A 21,602-nucleotide genomic window follows, 5' to 3' on the forward strand; every position below is an offset into this window, starting at 1 on the left:
TTACATCCAAGATTTGCGGCTACTTTCTACTTGGTAAAGTGCATTATCAAGTAATTGGTAGGCAAACTCTTGTTTGATAAAAGGAATATCTTGCGCGCCTGCCGCTAATACTATTCTTATTGAACTGAGTTGGTGGCGTTTTTGAAACCAACTTTGTTTAAACTGAACTTGTTGAGTTTTAAAAATAGGAAAACAGTAATAGTCGACGCCAAAATAACCTTTACGGATATAAATAAAATCTTCATCTTTAGCATAGCCCCAACGAAACCAACGCATAAAAATTAACAAACCAACAAATAAATAACCAGGAATTATAGCCATTAATAAATTAGTTTTATCAACAGTGATGAAAAAGACTAACAGTGAAATAAATATTGGGGTGAGGATATAGCCAAGATTACGCAACAGAAAGCGTTTACTAATGCTTTGATAATCAACCGTCATCATTTTATTAGTTGGGTATACGTTGTTAACCAACGCCAAACATTCGCTAGGATTAATTGATGGAACAATAATACGATTATTTTCTGCACTCGCTTGATATTGATTTAAAGCACTATTGCTTTGCTCAAATTTAAGGTTAATTCGTTTGAGTATCACATCAAGCCAATCTTGTTGACGAACTACCATTTGCAGGCGAGATAATCGCATGATCACTTCATACTTGGTTAACAGACCACTACGGCGAATATAACGATCGTCGACTTTACTTAAGGTGAACTGGTAAAAAGTAATAATAGAACCGGCGATAGAAAATAAGGTAAAAGGTAATAAAATAATAAAAGTTAAGGTTAGTGCGTATAAACCAACTTGCCACATGGGTTTATCAGCAAACGTTAAGAATTTTTCGAGGTCGATACCTAAGCCATTAAAAAATTCAACAATATAGCGACCAAAATCATCAAAAAATGGTGCTAAGCCACCAAGGAAAATCCAGATTCTGTTGTTAGTTAAGCCATGAATAATAAGGTCTGTAATACTGCGTGTGTTTAAAATAGTTTCGTTGTTTTGATCCTTTGATGCTAAGTCATTAACTGTTTCTGCATCTGCATCGGCGACTGTTGAACGGGCTATTTTATGCTGAGCTAAAATTTCTACTTTAAGTTGCTCGGCAAAGTCTACTTTTAAAGCGACGACTTTAGCTTCTTGCATAGCGGAACCTGCAGTATCAAGCTGGAGACAGGTAAAACCGAATAGTCGATAATACAACGGCTGCTCTAGTTTTACGTTTTGAATTTTAGCAAAGGGTAAATTAACGTATTTCTTTGAAATTACGCCAGAGCGTATTTCAATATGATCCTGATATAATCGATACTGAAAGAAGTAGAAACTTAAAAAGGTCGAGATCATAATAATGGCGAGTATGGCTAAACCTATTGGTAGCCACAAATGGGGATGTGCAATAAAATTATCGTAACCTAAATATAATGCGGGTAAAAAAACGACGATATTACTTAAAAATCCCATCACAAATTTTGCTAAAAAATAAATAATAGCGATAGGTGATATACGCTGCCAGTCTTTGGTGTTTTGTTTCGAGCCAAGAGGGGGAATTGTTACTTCGCCATCGCTCTCTAGCGTCGGTGTTGATTTATCCATGATGGTTAACATCTTTGTGATCAAGAATAAATTGGCGAATACTCTCTGCTTTCTCTAACGGTAAACCTGGAATTTCAAAAGTGTGCAATGCACCACCAGCGCTGAAAACTTGCAGTTTAGCCAAACCTATTTTTCGGTCAATAGGACCACGCTTTAGCTCTACATGTTGAATACGTAGCATGGGTTGACTAACAGTTTTTAGGAAAATAACGCCACTTTGATAACTAAGATCTTGTTGGCGAAGTGCGTAAAACTTTCTTTTATCGGCAACTATAGTGTAAAGGGTACTCATAAAACCAATCAGTGCTATTACCCAAATAACATAACTTACAAAGTTATTTACTGCAGTAGTTAAGGTAATAAAGTGTTGTAGTTGAACGATGAATAAAATACTTATAATAAACAGGGTGATGAATAAGGTGATATAGCGGTTACTTTTTGCATAAAGCGGCGATAACATTTCAAATTTTAGTGAGTCTAATCTTGGTAAATCGTTACTTGTTAAATCTGTGTTTGAAAAGTTAACCGTTCCTGGGATATTCTCAGTGCCCTGCATAATCGCTATTCCTATTATTTTTATTATCAAAAGAGTGGGTAATTGTTATTATAATTCTTAATATAAACCGAACAATATGATTAATATTGGCGCAGTGCAGAGCTTGATTTTCTTAAACGATTTTTTAGGTGTTTAGTATTATTCTGGTGATAAATAACCTAAATTCATCAAGCGCTTCTCATCAAAGGTGTTAATAACATCACCAATAATGACTAATGTTGGTGGTTTTATATCATGTAATTCAACTAAGTGGTTCAATCCCACTAACGTACCTCGGTAAACTTGTTGTTCTGGATTTGTTCCTTTATAAATCAATGCTGCGGGTGTTGAAGCCTTACGACCCGCCTTAATTAGTTGATCACTGATGATGGGTAAGCTTTTGATCCCCATATAAAAGACAACGGTTTGTTTATTATCGTTAAGCGTGTGCCATGGCAGTGATAATTCACCATTGTCTTGGACGTTACCAGTAATAAATGTGCAACTTTGTGCGACTTGTCTATGCGTTAAAGGGATACCTACATAGCTAGTGCAAGCAGAGGCCGCGGTCATTCCTGGTACAATATGACAAGCGATACCATTTTTTAAGGTATATTGTGCTTCTTCACCTCCTCGACCAAAAACAAAAGGATCGCCGCCTTTTAAGCGTAAAACTTTTTTGTTTTGTTTAGCATAATCAACTAATAACTGATTAATTTTGTCTTGGGGGACTCTGTGTTCTGCTTGTTTTTTACCGACATAAATTCGCTGACAATTTTCGGGTAATAACGCTAATATTTCAGCACTTACTAATCGGTCATAAATGGCGACTTCGGCTTGTTTAATGAAACGAAAAGCTTGTAAGGTGAGTAAATCAGGATCGCCAGGACCCGCGCCAACTAAAGCGACTTCGCCACGAGCAAAAGGTTGTTTACTGTTTGGTGAGTCAGGCATCATTAGGGTCATTGGTTATTTACCATTAGAAGAAACGTTTAAGTTCTTCAAAATACCGTCGTGTATATTATAGACAAAGCCGTGTACGGTGACATCTTGATTGGCATTCCAGGCACTGACTAATGTAGTGGTATGACAAACATTGGCTACCTGCTCAATTACATTGAGTTCACAAAGTAAGTTGACCTTTGTTTGCTGGTCTTCAACGGCATCAAGGCGCTCTTTGTGAAAACGATAAACATCTTTAATATGGCCTAACCAATTATCGATTAGCCCATGACGCTTATTATCAATGGATGCTGTAATACCGCCACAGCCATAGTGACCACATACTATTATATGTTTAACTTTTAGGTTTTCTACAGCAAATTGAATAACAGAAAGGCAATTTAAATCGGTATGGATAACTTGATTAGCAATATTACGATGAACAAACACTTCACCTGGTGACATACCGAGCAATTCATTGGCTGGTACTCTTGAGTCAGAGCAACCTATCCATAAATATTTGGGTTTTTGTTGTTCTGACAAGCGTTTAAAAAAATCGGGGTCTGCTTTTTTTATCTTTTCAGCCCACTGCTGATTATTGTCGAACAAATGTTGAATTGAAGTCACGGAATGCCTTGTTAAATAATCTATTCATTGATTTTATGAGAATACACCAAGAAGTGAAAGATAAATGTGATATCAATTATTTATGATGTATATCCATTTAGTTGGGCACTTAGCCATAACTGGCGATATTATGAAAACTTAACTAGGCAGAGTCATCTCAACCTTATGTGAGCGAAAATTTTAGTAATACAAAAACGAAAGCCGTTGGACGAAAAAGAAAAATAACCAAAGTAGCTGAGTTTGGTGTCCTGACTAAGAAGAAATCAACTTATCTATTAGCTAAAAAAGGGCGATTTAAGTGAATTTAAGCAAAGCAAATAGCTAAGACTTTTAATCATGTCGTTTTAAAGGAAAAATTAAATGGTTTATGTCCCAATAAAAATAAATTTTGGCTTTGATTTTAGCCAAACTCTTTATTGTCATGAATCTACTTTATTATCTTTCTCTTTTTATTTATCCGCCAACACTTAGCATAATATTATAAGTGTTGGCAGATAACATTGAATGTTCCACAATCAATTGTTACTCAGTATCATTAAAATAACAGCTGATTTTTGTTGAATGGCATAAATTAGTAAATATTATTAGCAAAACTGCTAAATAATAGGTAATTTATAAGGAAATAAAGACAAGTAGCTTTAATCTCAGCTATTTTTTTAAACTAACATCATGGATACTCTATGTTTACTCGCTTAAGCGTGAAATTACTTATACCGACTGCTGTTTTTGGATTATTAGCTGTATTATTTATTTTGCTATTTACAGATGAGTTAAGTAAGCCGTTTGTTATCGGTATATTATCTCTATTAGTGATTGCCCAATTAATATCAGGTTATATATTTACTCAAAGTCAGCTGTCGTCTCGATTAACAAACTTACTTCATTACTTAACGCTTGTTGTGAGTACTAAGCAGGCGCCTCCTGGCCCATTAGTCGATGATGGTAATGATGAGCTCGCTCAAGTCACCAATGAGCTTAGTGCTTTTATTGGAGATTTATCCGATGTGCTTGCTGAGTTGCGAACCGAGTCTGAATCGTTAAAAGAGGGGTCATTTTTATTGGCCACACAAATGACAGATTCAGTGAGAGCCGTTGATGATTCTGCCCGTCAAATAGAACTTATGGCTCACTCTATTGATGAAGTCGCGTCAACGTCTAGTATACTTTCAGAGAGTGCTTCACAGGTAAGTGAGACGACTAATCAAGTTATTGACATTTTATCGCACGGGACAACTTCTTCAAATACCAGTCAGCAAACCATTGAAGCTTTTTCTAAAGAAGTGACCGAAATGGCGACAGACTTAGCGCTACTGCAAACAGAGTGTTCTAATATCGGTTCTGTTCTGGATGTTATTCGTGGCATTGCCGACCAAACAAACTTACTCGCATTAAATGCAGCGATAGAAGCAGCGCGAGCGGGTGAGCAAGGACGTGGTTTCGCGGTTGTTGCCGATGAAGTAAGAGCACTTGCGCATAGAACACAAGAAGCAACGGTTGAAATTCATTCAATGGTTGAAGGTTTGCAAGAGAAATCAACGAATGCTGTAACGGCGATTTCGCGTGGTCAAGCATTGACGCAAGACAGTCTGACACATTCAGCCGAAGTGGTTGAAGCGTTAGAGCAAATAGGTCGAGTCTTTAAAGAGGTGAATGCCTTAACCTCTCAAATTGCTAGTGGCACTGAACAGCAACAGCAATCAACTGCAGCGGTTAATACCAATATGGCTGAAGTTGCCTCTTTGAGTCGAGATATCACTAATGGCTTAAGTTCTGTTGCCCAGCATGCAGAGCAACAGCAAAAGGTATCTGTTGATGTTGCTACGACCTTAAATAGGATTTGTGTTTAGAAAGTAGCATGTAAAAGCACCGAGAGTAACGTTTTATCATAAGCCCATTTAAACATGGGCTTTTTTATGTTCAGGATAAACGGTGATGATTTTTTCATAAACATCTTAAGTACATCCTTGCATATCGACATAAAGGCGTGACGATGTTTACACAGCAAGACCATTCCTAGCAATCCATGGCATTATTACTTTCGTGTATGTCGATGCGAGTGAAGCTGCACAGACGTCGCATAATGTTTGATATTGGCATCATTTTCAACAGTTGCCTTTTAAAAGGCGATAAACAGATTAACTTGTTTTTTAGAAATTGCATTTCAGTCAAAATCTCTGATCTTCAGCAAGCAATATTAATGATCACTTTATATGCATTATAGTTAGCAATTCATTAATTTCTAACTCCACTTTAAGTCTATAGCCTCTACAAGCTCTATGAACTAGACGGTGTGTGTGATTTTCCCCGATGATTAAAAGCCTATAGTCCTGAATCATCGGTAGTAAGTCTGATCCAATTAACGCTAAGACTTCATGATAACAATCGAATCAAATTTAGTTGGATCATTTTTGATTTTAGATCTTTCAGGTTGATGTATACCAATATGCGTGGCAAGCTGACTTTGATTTCAACTATTCTCTTTTCGACCTTTTGCAATCAGTTTGCCTAGGTGTTTTGATCAATATATTTTACTTTTATCTTCGTTGGAAATAATCATTTTATTTTAAGGTATCACATGAAGAAAATTATAATCGCTGTCACTATTTTTATTTCAGCCTGTTCTCAAAATCCAAAAGAAACAACAGAAGTAGAACTTTGGCAAGCAACTGCTGATAAAGTTACTATCACGCGAGACAACTGGGGAATACCACATATTTATGGCTCTACAGATGCCGATGCTGTCTTTGGAATGATCTACGCGCAAGCGGAAGATGATTTTAATCGTATAGAAATTAATTTTTTAAACGCTATGGGACGTTTGGCTGAGGCAGAAGGTGAGTCGGAAATTTATCGTGATTTACGGATGAAATTATTTATTCGCCCTGATGAAATTAAAGCCATGTATGAAACAAGCCCGTTATGGTTAAAAAAACTGATGAATGCTTGGGCTGATGGTTTAAATTATTATTTGCACACCCACCCACAGGTTAAACCTAAAGTACTGAAACGTTTTGAACCTTGGATGGCATTAACTTTTTCTGAAGGCAGTATTGGTGGTGACATTGAACGCGCGCGCCTTAACCGCTTAGAAAACTTCTATGGTGATAAAATAATCAATATTCCTGATGAAAAGCTCGACTTAACCAAAGAACCGCAAGGCTCCAATGGTTTTGCTATTGGTCCTAAAAATACAGCCTCGGGTAATGCAATGTTACTTATTAACCCTCATACTTCATTTTACTTTCGTGCAGAATTGCATATGAAAAGTGACGAGGGTCTGAATGCCTATGGTGCTGTTACTTGGGGGCAATTTTTTGTTTATCAGGGCTTTAATGAAAGAAATGGTTGGATGCATACCTCGACAGGCTCTGATTTTATTGATGAATATTTAGAAACTGTAGAAGAGCGTGACGACGGGGTTTATTATTTTTATGATGATAAGTGGCTCAAAATGGCGACATCTGTTATCAGTATACCTTACAAAACCTTTCTAGCGAATGGAGAAGAGGGCATGGCAACCAAGCAAGTCACTGCTTATCATTCCCATCATGGTCCTATTGTACGGGCCGAAGGTGATAAATGGGTGGCTATGGCTATTATGGAAGAGCCAATGAAGGCGCTGATACAATCTTACGAGCGTACTAAAACAGATGGTTTAGCAAGCTATAAGAAAAACATGGAATACCATACTAACTCATCGAATAATACGGTTTATGCTGATGCTGATGGTAATATTGGCTTTTTCCATGGTAATTTCATCCCTAAACGAGATCCTACGTTTGATTGGACTAAGCCTTTAGATGGCAGTACCTCAGCGACAGAGTGGCAAGGAATTCACAGCGTTGATGAATCAATAAATCAGTTTAACCCTAGTGTTGGTTGGCTACAAAATACGAATAACTGGCCATTCTCTATGAGTGGGGCACAAAGTCCTAAAAAAGCAGATTATCCATCATATATGTCTACTTATACTGAGAACCCTCGAGGTCTACATGCCCTTCGCGTTTTAGAAAACAGTAAGGATTTTACCCTTGATAGCCTAATAGCTGCTGCTTACGATAGTTATTTAACCGCTTTCGAACCATTAATTCCGAGCTTATTGAAAGCTTATGACAATGCTAAAGCTGAGGATAAAGTTGATTTAGCCGCTGCCATGAAGAAATTAAAAGCATGGGACTTACGCTATGCTGTTGATAGTGTCGAAACGTCTGTAGCAATTTATTGGGGACGTGAGTTAATGCGAATGTCTTCAGAACCTGCTCGTGCTAATAAAATAAATATTTATGAATATATGGAGAATAAAACCTCAGCAACTGAGAAGCTAGATGCTTTACGTGCAGGTCTTGCTAAATTGACCGCTGATTTTGGTCAATGGGATATGGCGTGGGGGGAAATTAATCGCTTTCAACGAATAACAGGAGACATTGTACAGCCGTTTGATGATAACAAACCTAGTGTTCCTGTGGCATTTACTTCTGCGCGTTGGGGAAGTTTAGCGGCTTATGGTCAGCGTACCTTTAATGACTCAAAGAAAAACTATGGTACACGCGGTAACTCATTTGTCGCAGTTGTTAATTTTGGTAAAAAAATAACGGCAAAAGCCATAACGGCAGGTGGGCAGAGTGGTGATGTAAATTCGCCACATTTTGCTGATCAAGTAGCTGATTATTCCGATGGTGTTTTACGTGACGTTTATTATTATGACACTGACATTAAAGCGAATACTGAGGAATATTATCGCCCTGGAACTAGAAAAAAGGTTAATAAATAACTATATTGAAACACTTAAATTCAAAACATGAGGCAAAACTTTGAATGACTCGCCACATTTGATGAATAAAAACGTCGAGTAAGAATACAGTGTGATATACATTTTTTATTGGTTGCGGATGGTGATAAAAACAATCTGTAAAACGTCATTTATCACTGAAAATGCAACCATCATTTTTAATCTTGTGACTGGCAGCAATGGTGGCTAAGCGGACTACTTATTAAAATAAATTAAGATAGGCCGGCTTTGTGGTAAATGTGATCTGAAGGGATCAATCGGTCGTGATATCGTCATGCTGATACTGAAATAAATTCAGCATGACGGAGTTGGTATCAGCATGACGGAGTTGGTATCAACATGGCTGAACTGCTATCTGGGTGCTGAGTTATTACCAATCAATACCTTTTTGTGCTTTTATATTATTATCAAAAGCATGTTTAATCGATTGCACTTCACTTACTGTATCAGCTAATTCTAAGAGTGAACGGTGTGCGCCACGGCCTGTGGCTATTACATGTTGCATAGGCGGGCGATTAGCGATGGCGTCTAGTACTTCATCAAGATCAAGGTATTTAAACGACAACATATAAGTCAGTTCATCAAGTAGCACAACATCAACGGTTTCGTCAGCTAATAGTTTCTTTGCTTCTTTCCAAACAAGTTGAGCAGCGGCAATATCGGTTGATTTATCTTGTGTATTCCAAGTAAACCCTGTTGCCATCACGTGAAAAGGTACGCCGAGCTTTTCTAGGACATTTCTTTCGCCACAAGCCCAAGTGCCTTTTATAAACTGAATGGCTGCTGCGTTTAGACCGTGTCCTACTGCGCGAGTTAGCGTGCCAAATCCTGATGTTGACTTACCCTTACCGTTACCTGTAATTACAATTAATATACCGCGTTCATCAGTGGCAGCATCAACTCTTGCATCAACTTTGTCTTTTACTTTTTGCATGCGTGCTTGGTGTTTTTCACTTTTTTGTGTTTCGTCAACCATGAGTATTCCTATGGGTAATTATAGTTTTTTTAAAGAGGAGAAAAGGCAAGGCTAACGTTAAGGGGGTCCCTTAAAAAATAGCAATTTACCGTGTATTCCCGCACGATTTTATTGATGTTAATGGTGGTAATCTTATTGTGGATAGGTATGCTGACTCATTGGCAACTCTTAAGTCACTACAATTTACAGTTGCGGGAACAGTCAAGGTTTCTCACCTTATTCCCTAAACACGTTTACGTTGCGTTAGTTTACGAGATTTATAATTATTTACAATATCTAGCGGTATTAAACATCATTGATTTTATGTTTTTGATAAATAGAATCTAAGGCAAGGAATTTTCAGTAATAAAAATGCCAACAATAGTTGTTGGCATTTTAGTATTTTTCTAATAAGAACGTTATTTAACTAAGCCATTGGCTTACCAAATTTTTACACGTTTCTCAGGGGCGATATACATAGCATCACCTTCTTTAACGTTAAACGCTTTGTAGAATTCAGGCATGTTAGATAAAGAACCTAATGCACGGAACTCACCAGGTGAATGAGGGTCAGTTGCTACTTGATTACGTAATGATTTCTCAACCTTTTTTCCACGCCATACTTGAGCAAAGCCCATGAAGAAACGTTGATCGCCAGTTAGTCCGTCAATTACTGGTGCTTCTTTACCATTTAATGAAGCAATATAAGCTTTATACGCGATAGTTACCCCTGATAAATCACCAATATTCTCGCCCAGTGTTAAAGAACCGTTTACATTTAAGTCTTCAAATACTGAATAGCCATCGTATTGTTTTACCAAGTCATCGGTGCGAACTTTAAAGGCCGCTAAATCTGCTTCAGTCCACCAGTTACGCATGTTACCGTCGCCATCATACTTACTCCCTTGGTCGTCAAATCCGTGACCCATTTCATGACCGATAACCGCGCCAATACCGCCATAGTTAACCGCATCGTCAGCAGCTAAGTTGAAAAATGGTGGTTGTAATATGGCTGCAGGGAAAACAATTTCATTCTTAGTTGGATTGTAATAAGCATTAACAGTTTGCGGCGTCATGCCCCATTCTTGCTTATCAATTGGACCACCTAACTTAGCGACTTCTTTTTGATGAGAAACACTACCAGAACGCATTTTATTGCCCACTAAGTCATCACCTTTAATAACAAGTGCGGAGTAGTCTTCCCACTTATTTGGGTAACCAATTTTAGGATCAAAGCTTGCTAGTTTAACATGGGCAGCTTTTTTAGTTGAATCAGACATCCACTCTAGTTCATCAATACTTGCACCATATGCTCCGCGTAAGTTTTCAACAAGTTGTGTCATACGGGTTTTAGCTTCAGGCTTAAAGTGACGGCTCACATAAACTTTACCAATAACCTCACCTAAATTGCTGTTAACTACGCCAACACCACGCTTCCACATTGGACGTTGTTCTTTTTGTCCTCTTAACTGCTGAGAATAAAAGTCAAAGTTTTCATTATCTAAGTCAGCGGTTAAAGAACCAGCAAAGTTACTTAAGGTATGGAAAGTTAAGTAAGTTTGCCAATCAGCTAATGGGGTTGCTGCAAATATTTCGCCAAAACCTTTAACAAATGAAGGTTGGTTAATAATGATGTCTTTTTGCGCTGATACGCCTTGAGCAGCAAGGTAAGCATTCCAGTTAAATGCATCAGTAACTGTATTTAAGTCAGCGACATCGAATTTATTGTAAGTTTTACTGCTGTCACGAGTTTCAATTTTTGTCCAATGAAAACCTGCTAATTTAGTTTCAATTGCCATGACCGTTTGCGCAGCAGCTTTACCGTTCTTCAAACCAGCTAAATTGAACATATTTTCAATATGAGCAACATAACCTTTACGCAATGCGGCAAAGCGTTCGGTTTCATCAAAGTAGTAATCTCTGTCGGGTAAGCCTAAACCTGTTTGCCAAATATGAGTGGCATAGCGAGTTGAGTCTTTACCGTCAACGCTAATATAAAACGCTAACGGACTACCGACACCATTTTTTTGATTTTCACCAAAAAATGTTGCAAGTTCATTCTTGTCTTTTAAACCATTGATGCTATCAAATAATGGTTGAATAGGAGCCGTACCTGCAGTATTACGTGCATCCATGTTCATATATGAACGGAATAAGTCAGCTACTTTTTGTTCGTCGCTGCCCATTTTTAAATTTTCTGTTGCTGCTAATTCTTCAATGATTACTTTTACATTGTCATCAGCTTCGTCACGTAAGTCATAAAAGGCACCAATTGACGTTTTGTCTCCAGGGATTTCATTAGCGTTCAACCAAGCACCGTTTACATAACGATAAAAGTTGTCTTGCGGACGAACGGATAAGTCCATTGTTGCTTTGTCGATACCTGAAGCTAATGCAGTTTTTTGCATGATAGGCATTTCTTGCTTAGTTGTCTCAGTGCTTTCTGGATTGTCGTTGCAAGCGGCAAGCAACAATAACGAAGAACAGACTGCACCTGTTATTATTTTTTTCATGGTAATCTCATTATTATTAAGTAAAGAATATGGTTATAAAATGGTAAACGCATTGATACTAAAGGGTTACAGGGCTTTTTACTAGATTTGGACATGAATTTTTACATAATGTATCAGCAGTGCCGTATTTTATTTTGTACATTAAGCCTGATGACTTTTTTATTTTTTTATTTAACTAATTGAAAATAATCGTAATATTTTTAACTTTGATTTTTATCAATATTAATTATTGGCTTTTTTGCTGCCAAATAAAACATTGACTGTGCTATGCTGTGGCTACTTATAGAGTAATAGTTCTCTTACTGAATAACATAAGATGAAGTTTAATTAATGTTTCAACCCGTCAGTTTTTTCATTGGGCTACGCTATAGTCGTAGCCGTAAAAGTTCTGGATTTGTATCCTTTATCACTTTTTTCTCCATTGTCGGTATCGTCCTGGGTGTCGCATCATTGATCACAGTTGTTTCCGTTATGGACGGTTTAGAAGGTGAACAAAAACGGAGAATATTGGGTCTAGTTCCCCATATTGTCGTCGCCAATCAACCTCTGCAAAACAAAAACAATGCTTTACCTACATGGCAAATCCTACGTGAACAATTATTACTTACGCCTAAAGTTAAAGAAGTTACTCCTTTGTTGGAAAGTGAAGCACTCATACAAGCTAATTCTGGCGCATTACGCGGTGTACTCATTCAAGGAATCATGCCTGAATTCGAGCAGCACAATATTGTTAACAACTCTATGGTATCAGGACATTTAGATAATCTATCGACACAGAGCTTTGCCATTGTTATCGGACAGTCGTTAGCAAGACAACTTGATGTCGATTTGGGTGATAAAATACGTTTAACACTGCCTAATAAAACCGTTTTTACCCCAATGGGGAGAATTCCGGTGCAACGCACTTTTACCATCGCTGGTATTTTTAGTGTTGGCTCACAAGTTGATGAAGGACTGGTCTATATTCACAGTAAAGATGGCGCAAAACTTCATCGACAAAGAGGTGATGGCGTTGAAAAACTTCGTTTGTATCTTGATGATGCTTTTGCTGCTGAGCAAGTGGTCAAACGTTTAAAACAACAATATCCACAGTATGATTTTACGACATGGCGCGATACTCAAGGCGCTTTATTTTCTGCTGTGCGCATGGAGAAAAATATGATGTGGTTGATGTTGAGCTTAATTATTGCCGTTGCCGCGTTTAATATTGTTTCCGCTTTAGTGATGGTTGTTATCGAAAAAAAGGGTGAAATTAGTATTTTACAAACACTTGGGCTAGATCGCCTTGGCGTGGTAAAAATATTTATTACTCAAGGTTTAGTTAATGGTTTTTGGGGCGTCACTATCGGTACTGTGGTTGGCGCCATACTAACCTTAAATTTAAACACTATATTTACCCTTCTCGGTGTTAATTTATTGGGAGCAGGGCAGTCTTTGCCCGTCGAACTATCAGTGAATAATGTGTTTAGTATTGTTTTATCAGCGTTAGCGATGAGTTTTATTGCTACATTATATCCCGCTTATCAGGCTTCTTTAACAGAGCCTGCCGAGGTTTTACGAAATGAGTAAAGGTTTACTTTGTCAGCAATTATCAAAGTCATATTATCAAGGTAGCATTGAAACCAAAGTCTTAGACGGGCTTGATTTGTCAGTAGATGCGGGTGAACTTGTTGCTATAGTGGGCAGCTCTGGTTGTGGTAAAAGTACTTTTTTACATATAGCTGGAGCACTAGATTCTCCGTCTTCAGGGCAGGTCTTTATTAGCGGTGTTGATATCCACCAGTTATCTGACAAGCAACGTGCTAAATTTCGCAATAAACATATTGGTTTTATTTATCAATTCCATCATTTAATGATGGAGTTTTCAGCACAAGAAAACGTGGCAATGCCTTTACTGATTCGCGGGGATTCACCTAAAGCGGCCTTAGCTGCTGCACAAGAAATGCTCACACAGGTTGGGTTAAGTCATCGCTTTGAGCACCGGCCCTCAGCGCTTTCTGGTGGTGAACGTCAACGTGTAGCTATTGCTCGGGCATTAGTGACTAAACCTTCGTTAATATTAGCTGATGAACCAACAGGGAATTTAGACTTTGATACTGCAGAGCAAATATATCAGTTATTACGTGACCTTAATAAAACAGTAAACACCAGTTTTGTTATTGTTACCCATGACTTAATACTTGCTGCCAGAATGGATCGCCAACTACGTTTATCGCACGGCCGGTTAGCGCCCCTTGAAAGTTAAGGCTTTTTAAATGACCCAATCATTAAGTTTATTTTTAGGCTTACGTTATGTGCGTAGCCGAAACGGTAATGGCTTCTCTTCGTTTATTTCAGCATCTTCCACTATCGGTATTGCGCTTGGTGTAATGGTATTGATTATTGTGCTCTCAGCAATGAACGGTTTTGAGCGAGCATTAGCGCAACATTTGCTGTCGGTTATCCCTCACGGCGAGCTAATTGCTATTAATACGCCGATAGATAACTGGCAAAAACACGTGGCGAAAGCACAACAACATCCACAAGTGATAGCCGCTGCACCTGTGATAAAACTTACCGGTATGATGCAACATGGTAGTGAACTCAAAGCCGTTGCTGTGCGTGGTGTCGATGTAAAGTTAGAACAGCAAGTTTCTACTATTGCCGATTATATGATTGCCGGCAGCTGGCAAGCGATCGTCGATAATGAAAATACCGAAACCCCTACGGTCGGTGTTATTATCGGATCCGGAGTTGCAAAAAAATTACAACTTGAGTTAGGTGACTCACTACAATTGTTACTATCGAATGTCATCGCCCAAAAAAGTAACCAGCAAGCGAGTGCTAAATTTCCGGTGCCGGTTAAGCACCAAGTCAACGTTGTTGGCATTTTTAAATTTGGCGGTACGATTGACGAAAACTCTGTATATCTTTCACTTGAGCATGCCGAAAAAATGGTAAATCTCGATAAGGGGCAAGTTCAGGGAATTCGCATAAAAGTAGCTGATGTTTTTCAAGCGCCGCAGGTAACACGTGATGTTGCTTATAGCTTTGATGATACTTATGTTGCCATTTATGATTGGACACGAAGTCACGGGCATATTTTTAATGATATACAGCTTGTGCGCTTAGTGATGTTTATTGTCTTAATATTAGTCATAGCGGTAGCAAGTTTTAATATTGTTTCAACGCTGATCATGGCGGTCAATGAGAAAAAAGGTGATATCGCTATTTTAAAAACTATGGGGGCACCAGCGAGTGTTATAATGATGACCTTTATGTTTCAAGGACTGGTTAATGGAGTCGTGGGTTGTCTAGTGGGGACAGTGTTAGGTATTGTTATCTCATTAAATTTAACTGATATTGTTACCGCAGTAGAAACACTTCTTAATGTAAAAGTGTTATCAGGCGATATCTATTTTATCGACTTTCTTCCCACTCACTTAAGCCAAGCTGATGTTGTAATCACTGTTTGTACGGCTTTACTGATGAGTCTACTGGCGACTATTTACCCCGCATGGCAAGCAACTAAAGTTGAGCCAGCGCAGGTGTTAGGACAAATGTAGCGGGTTTCACTTTTATATTATTAACCGATAATTTTTATAACCAACGCGAGACTAGAGCAGATTTTTACTTTCTACTTTTACGTTTATTCCATTGTTTGATAACAGAATATCGCCATAGACCATGTATGGAAAAATAACCTATTAGCGAGAAAAGTACCGCTAGCACGCCACAGCCAAGTAAAAATGCTGGTCCAATAGTTGATAAACTATCAACCAGCCATTGCCAATTCGCTTCAAATACAAATTCTTTTTCAGATCGGCCTAGTAGCCAGATGCCAACCATATAACAGCCATAAAAAATTGCGGGTATTGTGAGCGGATTAGTTATCCAAACGAGTGCAACAGAAAGTGGCAAATTCGAATGTACTATAATAGCAACACCAGCAGCTAAAACCATTTGAAAAGGTACCGGGATAAAGGCAAAAAATAAACCTACGGCAAAAGCTTTTGCGACAGAATTACGGTTTAAATGCCATAAGTTGGGGTTATGCAATGACGCACCAAAAATTTTTAAATGTTTATTATTTTTTATGGTGTTGTGATCCGGCATATAACGCTTGAAGAGTTTTTTAGGCATATACTTACTTATATTATCTAGGCTTTATTTATCGATTAGACAGATACGGAAATTAATCACTATGGAACGGTGGCTATTTACATTTTTTATCGGTGCTATTTTGTCACTATTCTTACCGATAGTACCAGACATTTCGCAAGTTTATATTTGTTTTTGTTTTGCTGTCATTTTTTGTCTCATCAAAAGGTTACGGAGTTATAGTGGGCTCTTTTTTGGCTGTGCTTGGTTACTCTATGCTGGCTTCGTTTATCAAAATATATGGCAAGTTAATAGCCTAATTACAGATGATTTTTTCGGTACAACCTTAACGGTAAAAGGTGTGATTGCTAATATTCCAAAGTCATTAACGCGTAAAACAAACAAGGATGAAACGACCAAACAAGTATCACGTTTTAATTTTGTTGTTGAAGAAGTCAATCAACAAAAACTTCAATCAAAGATAAATATTCGTCTCCGCTGGGATCATAAGTCTGTTAAACCGTATCACTTAAAAAAAGTTACTAAGATTAACCAAGGCCAGAAATGGCAACTTATGGTGCGAGTAAAACCTGCCCATGGTTTTGCAAATGTTGGCGGTTTTAGCTATCAAACATGGTTAAGACAAAAGGAACTCCATGCTACTGGCTATGTAAAACATTCAGCAAAAAATAAATTAATAGCAGCGCAGCCTAGTTATCGTCAAAATTTGTACCTACAACTCAATGAATTAATAGACTCATTGGCTTTGACAAACGATCTGCACCATTTTATTTTTGCTCTTACCTTTGGCGAACGTGGCAAAATTACCGCTGAGCAATGGCAAGTTTTACAAGCAACAGGAACACAGCATTTAATGGCTATTTCTGGCTTACACTTAGGCTTAATTGCCAGTGGTGCTTTTGGATTCATCTTGATGTTTTTTAGCTATAGTCCGTTTTACTTACTGTTATCTGAAAAAGGCAAGTTATGGGTGGTAAAAAAGAACAGTCGTATCGTGGCTTTCGTTTTTAGTAGCTTAATTGCACTATTTTATGCTTATCTCGCCGGCTTTTCTTTACCTACATTGCGTGCCTTGATCATGATGCAAATATTTATTTGCGCTAAGTTATTGGGGGTTAAATTAACAATAATACGTTGGTTATTACTGAGTATCGTTTGCATTATATTAATATCACCTTTTAGTCTATTTAGTGTCAGTTTTTGGCTAAGTGTTTATGCGGTATCACTGATATTATTGGTTATCTGGCGATGTCGAAAGTTACTGTTAACATCTGGTGATGGTAAAGTTGAAAAAATAAAAGCTTGGCTCCTTTCTTTAATGATTATACAGCTAGGTTTAACATTATTTATGTTGCCTGTGGCGGCTTTATTAAATCATCAACTACCTCTTTCTGCATTACTTGCTAATATTATTGCCGTGCCTTGGATGAGTTTTACCGCTATTCCGTTATGTTTATTGGCTGTGGTTGCTATGCCTTTTAGTGAAGCGCTGGCTATATTTTTTCTTGAGTTATCGTTAATATCATTAACATTTATTTGGCAGTGGCTACGTTACTTATCGAGCCAACAATGGCTGTTTATCGACGTTAACCATCAGACGTTAGTGGTTGTTTTGATAATCACCGGTTTATGCTTCATCAGTTATTTTCTAGCCTTACCCAAAAAAATACTGGTTGTTGCAGTATCACTTACTTTTTTATTCAGTTATGTGTTTGTTAATGACCAACAAAAAAATGATGACTGGCAAGTGAGTGTCCTTGATGTGGGGCAAGGGTTAGCGGTTGTTATTGAAAGGCATGGACAGGCTATTTTATACGATACAGGGGCAAGTTATCCTAGTGGATTTAACTTGGCAGAAAGTGTGATTTTTCCTTATTTACAGTATCAAGGCTTGACCACTCTTGACTATTTACTGTTAAGTCATGCTGATAACGATCATGCTGGTGGCTTGGCTTTTATCGATAAAAAAGTGGCGCTAAATAAAATTATCGTTAAGCACATCAAGTATAATCAACCGGTAGAAGATGTTGGCAGGTATAGTTTTGTTAACATGCACAGTTGTAAACAAGGCGATGATTTCTCTTGGCAAGGTCTCACTTTTTCTGTGTTGTGGCCGGTGGTTATTGAAGATAAAGAAAATGATAATTCGTGCGTGATCCATATTTCTGATGGTAAATATAAGGTGCTATTAACGGGTGATATTCCTCATAAAGTTGAAAAAATACTGGTCGCTAATACTGAAATCGCTAATACTGAAATCGCTAATCAGTTAAAAGCTGATGTTATTGTTGCGCCGCACCATGGCTCTAAAACCTCATCAAGTACGGGGTTTATTAAAGCGGTTTCACCCGAGGCCGTTATCTTTAGCGCGGGTTTTATGAATCGATGGAAGATGCCTAATAAAGCGGTACTTAAACGTTATCATCAGCTCAATGTAACGCCGTATGCAACTGCTGAACATGGAATGATCCGCATAAACATTACCGAACAAGCTCTTGAAATTCAATCTTATCGTCTGCATATCAAGCCATATTGGTTTGCTAATTAACGTTGTAAATATTATTAGTTGGTTGCAACTAAGAAATAACGCTAAAATGGCTTGGATATGAATAATTAATCGCGAAGTCACAGAGAGACTGAATGTTAGCAAGTAAAAGCAAAGTAGCCGCACAAGCCACAACGTGGCAAAATTTTAAACGCTTAATGAGTTATGCTAAACCTTACAAAGCAGGGTTTGTCATCGCTATATTAGGGATGCTTGGCTACGCCGGTATCGACACTTTATTTTTCTCGCAGTTACAGCCATTAATCGATGATGGTTTAACTGATGCTAATCCTAACTTTATGAAGTGGGCCCCCCTTTTTGTTATTGTTTGTTTTATTATCCGAGGTATCTGCCATTTCTTTGGTAATTATTGTTTAGCTTGGGTGGGTAATAATGTCGTTACCGATTTAAGACAAAACTTATTCGAACACATTATGGCGCTACCGGTGACTTTTCATGATAAAGAGTCTACTGGAACGTTAATCTCTAAACTGACCTTTGATACCGAACAAGTCCTTAATGCAACCAGTAAAGCATTACTTACCTTAGTGCAACAAGGCGCTATGGTGATTGGTTTTCTCGCGGTTATGTTTTATAACAGTTGGCAGTTATCAGCAATATTCCTCCTTATAACTCCTATCATCGCTATTATTGTTACTGTGGTTTCGAAACGTTTTCGCCAAGTTAGTAAAAAAATTCAAAATGCGATGGGTGAAGTCACTTCTGCTGCCGAGCAGACCTTTAACGCGCATAAGGTGGTCTTAACCTTTGGCGGACAAGAACGTGAGTTCGAACGTTTTGGTCAGATAAATAAACATAATCGTCAACAGCGCATGAAGATGGTGGCCACTAAATCTTTCAGCGTACCCTTGATACAAATTATCGCCTCTTTTGCGTTAGCGTTTGTACTTTACGTTGCCAATTTAGAAAGTATGAAAGCCAGTTTAACGCCAGGGATTTTCATAACGGTGATTACTTGTATGACTATGCTACTGAGACCCTTAAAGTTATTAACTACGGTTAACAGTGACTTTCAAAATGGTATGGCGGCTTGTGTTAGTATTTTTGCGGTGCTTGACCAAGAAAATGAAAAAGACACGGGCCAACAATCACTTGATAAAGCCAAAGGAACACTTGCTTTTGAACAAGTTAATTTTTCTTATACTAATGACGAAAAATTAGCGCTTACTCAACTAAGCTTTACCGCGAATGCTGGCGAAACAGTGGCTTTGGTTGGTCGCTCGGGGAGTGGAAAATCAACCGCCAGTGCAATTTTGCTGCGCTTTTATGATGCAACAGCGGGTAAAGTATTAATTGATGGAAAAGACATTACCTCATACAAGTTGAAAGACTTACGTGCTCAGTTTGCTTATGTTTCTCAGCAGGTGGTGTTATTTAATGACTCTATCGCTAATAATATTGCCTATGGTAAACCCAACGCCAGTCGTGACGAAGTTTTAGCTGCGGCTAAAAGTGCTCATGTGCTTGAGTTTGCAGAAAATATGGTTGACGGAATAGATACTAACATTGGTGACAATGGTGCTTTACTTTCTGGTGGACAACGCCAACGTGTTGCTATCGCTCGAGCATTATTGTGTGATGCACCTTTTTTAATTCTTGATGAAGCAACCAGTGCATTAGATACCGAGTCAGAACGTCATATTCAAGATGCTTTGCAAGTTTTACAAAAAGATCGTACCTGTATTGTTATTGCTCATCGCTTGTCTACCATTGAAAATGCCGATAAAATTATTGTTATGGAACAAGGTAAAATTCTTGAACAGGGCGATCATCAAACGTTATTAGCAAAAGAAGGTGCTTATGCAAAATTACACAACTTTCAATTTAGCGAATAAAATGACGGTTGAGATTTTGCTATGCGCTTAATTGAAAAGGTTTGGTTTTTTCAACACCCAGCTAAATGGCTGCTCGTGCCGTTATTGTTACCGTTAACTGTTATTTTTTGGTTGCTATCCGCGTTGCGACGAAAATGCTATCAACTGTATTTTTTTAAATCTTTTGGTATCGATATCCCTGTGGTGGTGGTGGGTAATATTGGTATTGGTGGTAACGGTAAAACACCGGTGGTTTTGTACTTAATTAAGCAATGCTTTGCACAAAACATGAAAGTTGGCGTTATTAGTCGAGGTTATGGTGGACAAGCACCGCACTATCCCTACTTACTCAATGCAAGCAGTACCGCAGCTGAAACAGGCGATGAGCCTTTATTAATTTATCAACGCCATCGTATTCCTGTTGTGGTTGGCGGCGATCGAGTGGCGAGTGCCAGGTTGTTAATGCAGCAAGGCTGCGACGTTATTATTGCTGACGATGGTTTACAACACTATCGCTTAGAACGAGATTTTGAGCTTATTGTTATTGACGGTAAACGCGTGTTTGGAAATGGCTTGTTATTACCCGCAGGGCCATTACGTGAAGGTTTATGGCGTTTGAAAACAGTCGACGCGCTTATCTTTAATGGCGCAACGCCAACCGATAATAAAGTTTATCCAGTTGGTACACCACAAATAACAATGACCTTAATGGCAAAAACGGTGGTTAATGTTAAAACCAAGCAGCAGCTATCATTAACTGATTTTTATCAACAGTTTAATGATAACGAAAGTCACACTAAGCGTATCAATGCTATCGCCGGTATTGGTGACCCTAGTCGTTTTTTTAAAACTTTAGTTGATAGTGGCTTTAGTCTTGAATCATCAGTAGGCTTCAAAGATCACCAGCATTACAATGAAGCGCAATTTGTCAGTTTTTCTGACGATATTCCACTTTTGATGACAGAAAAAGACGCGGTAAAATGTACGTCTTTTGCTAAAAATAACTGGTGGTATTTACCGGTTGATGCCCATATTGAAAATAAACAAATAACGCCATTTTTAGACGCGCTATTTGACAAAGTAAAAGCAGATAAACTGAGCCGTATTAAGGCTAGATTCACGCTAAGTTAACTAATCAATAAACTGATAAATAAGAGAATA

The 21,602-nt window shown here is 38.1% G+C and carries 15 protein-coding genes and 1 riboswitch; of the genes, 8 read left to right on the forward strand and 7 right to left on the reverse strand.

Annotation, left to right across the window (positions count from 1 at the left end):
• The 4 genes from H4J66_RS04270 to can all read right to left on the reverse strand — a co-directional run bounded on the left by H4J66_RS04270 (window position 1) and on the right by can (window position 3,703).
• Window positions 1–1,599 carry a PH domain-containing protein gene (locus tag H4J66_RS04270; protein ID WP_259369056.1) on the reverse strand — a complete coding sequence of 533 codons (1,599 nt, stop codon included), beginning with the start codon at window positions 1,597–1,599 and terminating at the stop codon, window positions 1–3.
• Window positions 1,592–2,155 carry a PH domain-containing protein gene (locus tag H4J66_RS04275; protein WP_070376041.1) on the reverse strand — a complete coding sequence of 188 codons (564 nt, stop codon included), beginning with the start codon at window positions 2,153–2,155 and terminating at the stop codon, window positions 1,592–1,594. Before H4J66_RS04275 ends, H4J66_RS04270 begins: the two co-directional genes overlap by 8 nt.
• A gap of 138 nt (window positions 2,156–2,293) precedes the next feature.
• Window positions 2,294–3,100: a uroporphyrinogen-III C-methyltransferase gene (gene cobA / locus H4J66_RS04280; protein WP_182171049.1), complete on the reverse strand. Its 807-nt coding sequence runs from the start codon at window positions 3,098–3,100 to the stop codon at window positions 2,294–2,296.
• Window positions 3,101–3,103: 3 nt separating this feature from the next.
• Complete coding sequence (gene can, locus H4J66_RS04285; protein WP_182171052.1) at window positions 3,104–3,703, reverse strand: carbonate dehydratase; 600 nt, start codon at window positions 3,701–3,703, stop codon at window positions 3,104–3,106.
• A gap of 680 nt (window positions 3,704–4,383) precedes the next feature.
• Here can and H4J66_RS04290 point away from each other — a divergent pair.
• Complete coding sequence (locus H4J66_RS04290) at window positions 4,384–5,550, forward strand: methyl-accepting chemotaxis protein (RefSeq protein WP_182171053.1); 1,167 nt, start codon at window positions 4,384–4,386, stop codon at window positions 5,548–5,550.
• A 728-nt stretch (window positions 5,551–6,278) separates the two neighbouring features.
• Window positions 6,279–8,474: a penicillin acylase family protein gene (locus H4J66_RS04295; protein ID WP_182171055.1), complete on the forward strand. Its 2,196-nt coding sequence runs from the start codon at window positions 6,279–6,281 to the stop codon at window positions 8,472–8,474.
• A gap of 388 nt (window positions 8,475–8,862) precedes the next feature.
• Here the strand turns inward: H4J66_RS04295 and cobO are convergent, their stop codons facing one another.
• Both cobO and H4J66_RS04305 read right to left on the reverse strand, forming a co-directional pair.
• Complete coding sequence (gene cobO / locus H4J66_RS04300) at window positions 8,863–9,468, reverse strand: cob(I)yrinic acid a,c-diamide adenosyltransferase (RefSeq protein WP_070376046.1); 606 nt, start codon at window positions 9,466–9,468, stop codon at window positions 8,863–8,865.
• A 122-nt stretch (window positions 9,469–9,590) separates the two neighbouring features.
• A riboswitch (cobalamin riboswitch) is annotated at window positions 9,591–9,735 on the reverse strand.
• A 152-nt stretch (window positions 9,736–9,887) separates the two neighbouring features.
• On the reverse strand, window positions 9,888–11,960 hold the full coding sequence (locus H4J66_RS04305; RefSeq protein WP_070376047.1) for a M13 family metallopeptidase: 2,073 nt from the start codon (window positions 11,958–11,960) through the stop codon (window positions 9,888–9,890).
• A 330-nt stretch (window positions 11,961–12,290) separates the two neighbouring features.
• Between H4J66_RS04305 and H4J66_RS04310 the strand changes: the two genes are divergently transcribed.
• Genes H4J66_RS04310 through lolE form a run of 3 tightly spaced genes read left to right on the forward strand, consistent with a single transcriptional unit; the run spans window position 12,291 to window position 15,505 of the window.
• Entirely contained in the window at window positions 12,291–13,529 is a 1,239-nt protein-coding gene (locus H4J66_RS04310; protein WP_182171057.1) for a lipoprotein-releasing ABC transporter permease subunit, read from the forward strand.
• Window positions 13,522–14,205 carry a lipoprotein-releasing ABC transporter ATP-binding protein LolD gene (lolD, locus tag H4J66_RS04315; protein WP_070376049.1) on the forward strand — a complete coding sequence of 228 codons (684 nt, stop codon included), beginning with the start codon at window positions 13,522–13,524 and terminating at the stop codon, window positions 14,203–14,205. The genes H4J66_RS04310 and lolD overlap by 8 nt, the downstream gene beginning before the upstream one ends.
• Window positions 14,206–14,215: 10 nt before the next feature.
• Window positions 14,216–15,505 (forward strand): lipoprotein-releasing ABC transporter permease subunit LolE, encoded by a 1,290-nt coding sequence (lolE, locus tag H4J66_RS04320; RefSeq protein WP_182171059.1) that lies wholly within the window; start codon window positions 14,216–14,218, stop codon window positions 15,503–15,505.
• 64 nt (window positions 15,506–15,569) lie between these two features.
• Here lolE and H4J66_RS04325 read toward each other — a convergent pair whose 3' ends face one another.
• A complete protein-coding gene (locus H4J66_RS04325; RefSeq protein WP_182171061.1) occupies window positions 15,570–16,082 on the reverse strand; it encodes a DUF2062 domain-containing protein in 513 nt (170 codons plus the stop codon).
• 61 nt (window positions 16,083–16,143) lie between these two features.
• On the opposite strand from H4J66_RS04325, the gene H4J66_RS04330 reads away from it, so the two are divergent.
• The 3 genes from H4J66_RS04330 to lpxK all read left to right on the forward strand — a co-directional run bounded on the left by H4J66_RS04330 (window position 16,144) and on the right by lpxK (window position 21,572).
• Entirely contained in the window at window positions 16,144–18,609 is a 2,466-nt protein-coding gene (locus H4J66_RS04330) for a DNA internalization-related competence protein ComEC/Rec2 (RefSeq protein WP_182171063.1), read from the forward strand.
• A gap of 92 nt (window positions 18,610–18,701) precedes the next feature.
• Window positions 18,702–20,462, forward strand: coding sequence for a lipid A export permease/ATP-binding protein MsbA (gene msbA / locus H4J66_RS04335; protein WP_182171065.1), 1,761 nt, complete (start codon window positions 18,702–18,704; stop codon window positions 20,460–20,462).
• A 21-nt stretch (window positions 20,463–20,483) separates the two neighbouring features.
• Complete coding sequence (lpxK, locus tag H4J66_RS04340; protein WP_182171068.1) at window positions 20,484–21,572, forward strand: tetraacyldisaccharide 4'-kinase; 1,089 nt, start codon at window positions 20,484–20,486, stop codon at window positions 21,570–21,572.
• The last annotated feature ends 30 nt before the right edge of the window (window positions 21,573–21,602 follow it).

This window comes from Colwellia sp. MB3u-55 (assembly GCF_014076785.1).
Taxonomy (GTDB): domain Bacteria; phylum Pseudomonadota; class Gammaproteobacteria; order Enterobacterales; family Alteromonadaceae; genus Colwellia_A.

Bases quoted from the DNA above. Each gene is read 5' to 3' on its own strand.
- H4J66_RS04310 (WP_182171057.1), top strand. From the start codon at position 12,291: ATGTTTCAACCCGTCAGTTTTTTCATTGGGCTACGCTATAGTCGTAGC.
- H4J66_RS04270 (WP_259369056.1), bottom strand. From the start codon at position 1,599: ATGGATAAATCAACACCGACGCTAGAGAGCGATGGCGAAGTAACAATT.
- lolE (WP_182171059.1), top strand. From the start codon at position 14,216: ATGACCCAATCATTAAGTTTATTTTTAGGCTTACGTTATGTGCGTAGC.
- lpxK (WP_182171068.1), top strand. From the start codon at position 20,484: ATGCGCTTAATTGAAAAGGTTTGGTTTTTTCAACACCCAGCTAAATGG.
- H4J66_RS04305 (WP_070376047.1), bottom strand. From the start codon at position 11,960: ATGAAAAAAATAATAACAGGTGCAGTCTGTTCTTCGTTATTGTTGCTT.
- H4J66_RS04290 (WP_182171053.1), top strand. From the start codon at position 4,384: ATGTTTACTCGCTTAAGCGTGAAATTACTTATACCGACTGCTGTTTTT.
- H4J66_RS04325 (WP_182171061.1), bottom strand. From the start codon at position 16,082: ATGCCTAAAAAACTCTTCAAGCGTTATATGCCGGATCACAACACCATA.
- H4J66_RS04330 (WP_182171063.1), top strand. From the start codon at position 16,144: ATGGAACGGTGGCTATTTACATTTTTTATCGGTGCTATTTTGTCACTA.
- msbA (WP_182171065.1), top strand. From the start codon at position 18,702: ATGTTAGCAAGTAAAAGCAAAGTAGCCGCACAAGCCACAACGTGGCAA.
- H4J66_RS04275 (WP_070376041.1), bottom strand. From the start codon at position 2,155: ATGCAGGGCACTGAGAATATCCCAGGAACGGTTAACTTTTCAAACACA.
- lolD (WP_070376049.1), top strand. From the start codon at position 13,522: ATGAGTAAAGGTTTACTTTGTCAGCAATTATCAAAGTCATATTATCAA.
- cobO (WP_070376046.1), bottom strand. From the start codon at position 9,468: ATGGTTGACGAAACACAAAAAAGTGAAAAACACCAAGCACGCATGCAA.
- H4J66_RS04295 (WP_182171055.1), top strand. From the start codon at position 6,279: ATGAAGAAAATTATAATCGCTGTCACTATTTTTATTTCAGCCTGTTCT.
- cobA (WP_182171049.1), bottom strand. From the start codon at position 3,100: ATGACCCTAATGATGCCTGACTCACCAAACAGTAAACAACCTTTTGCT.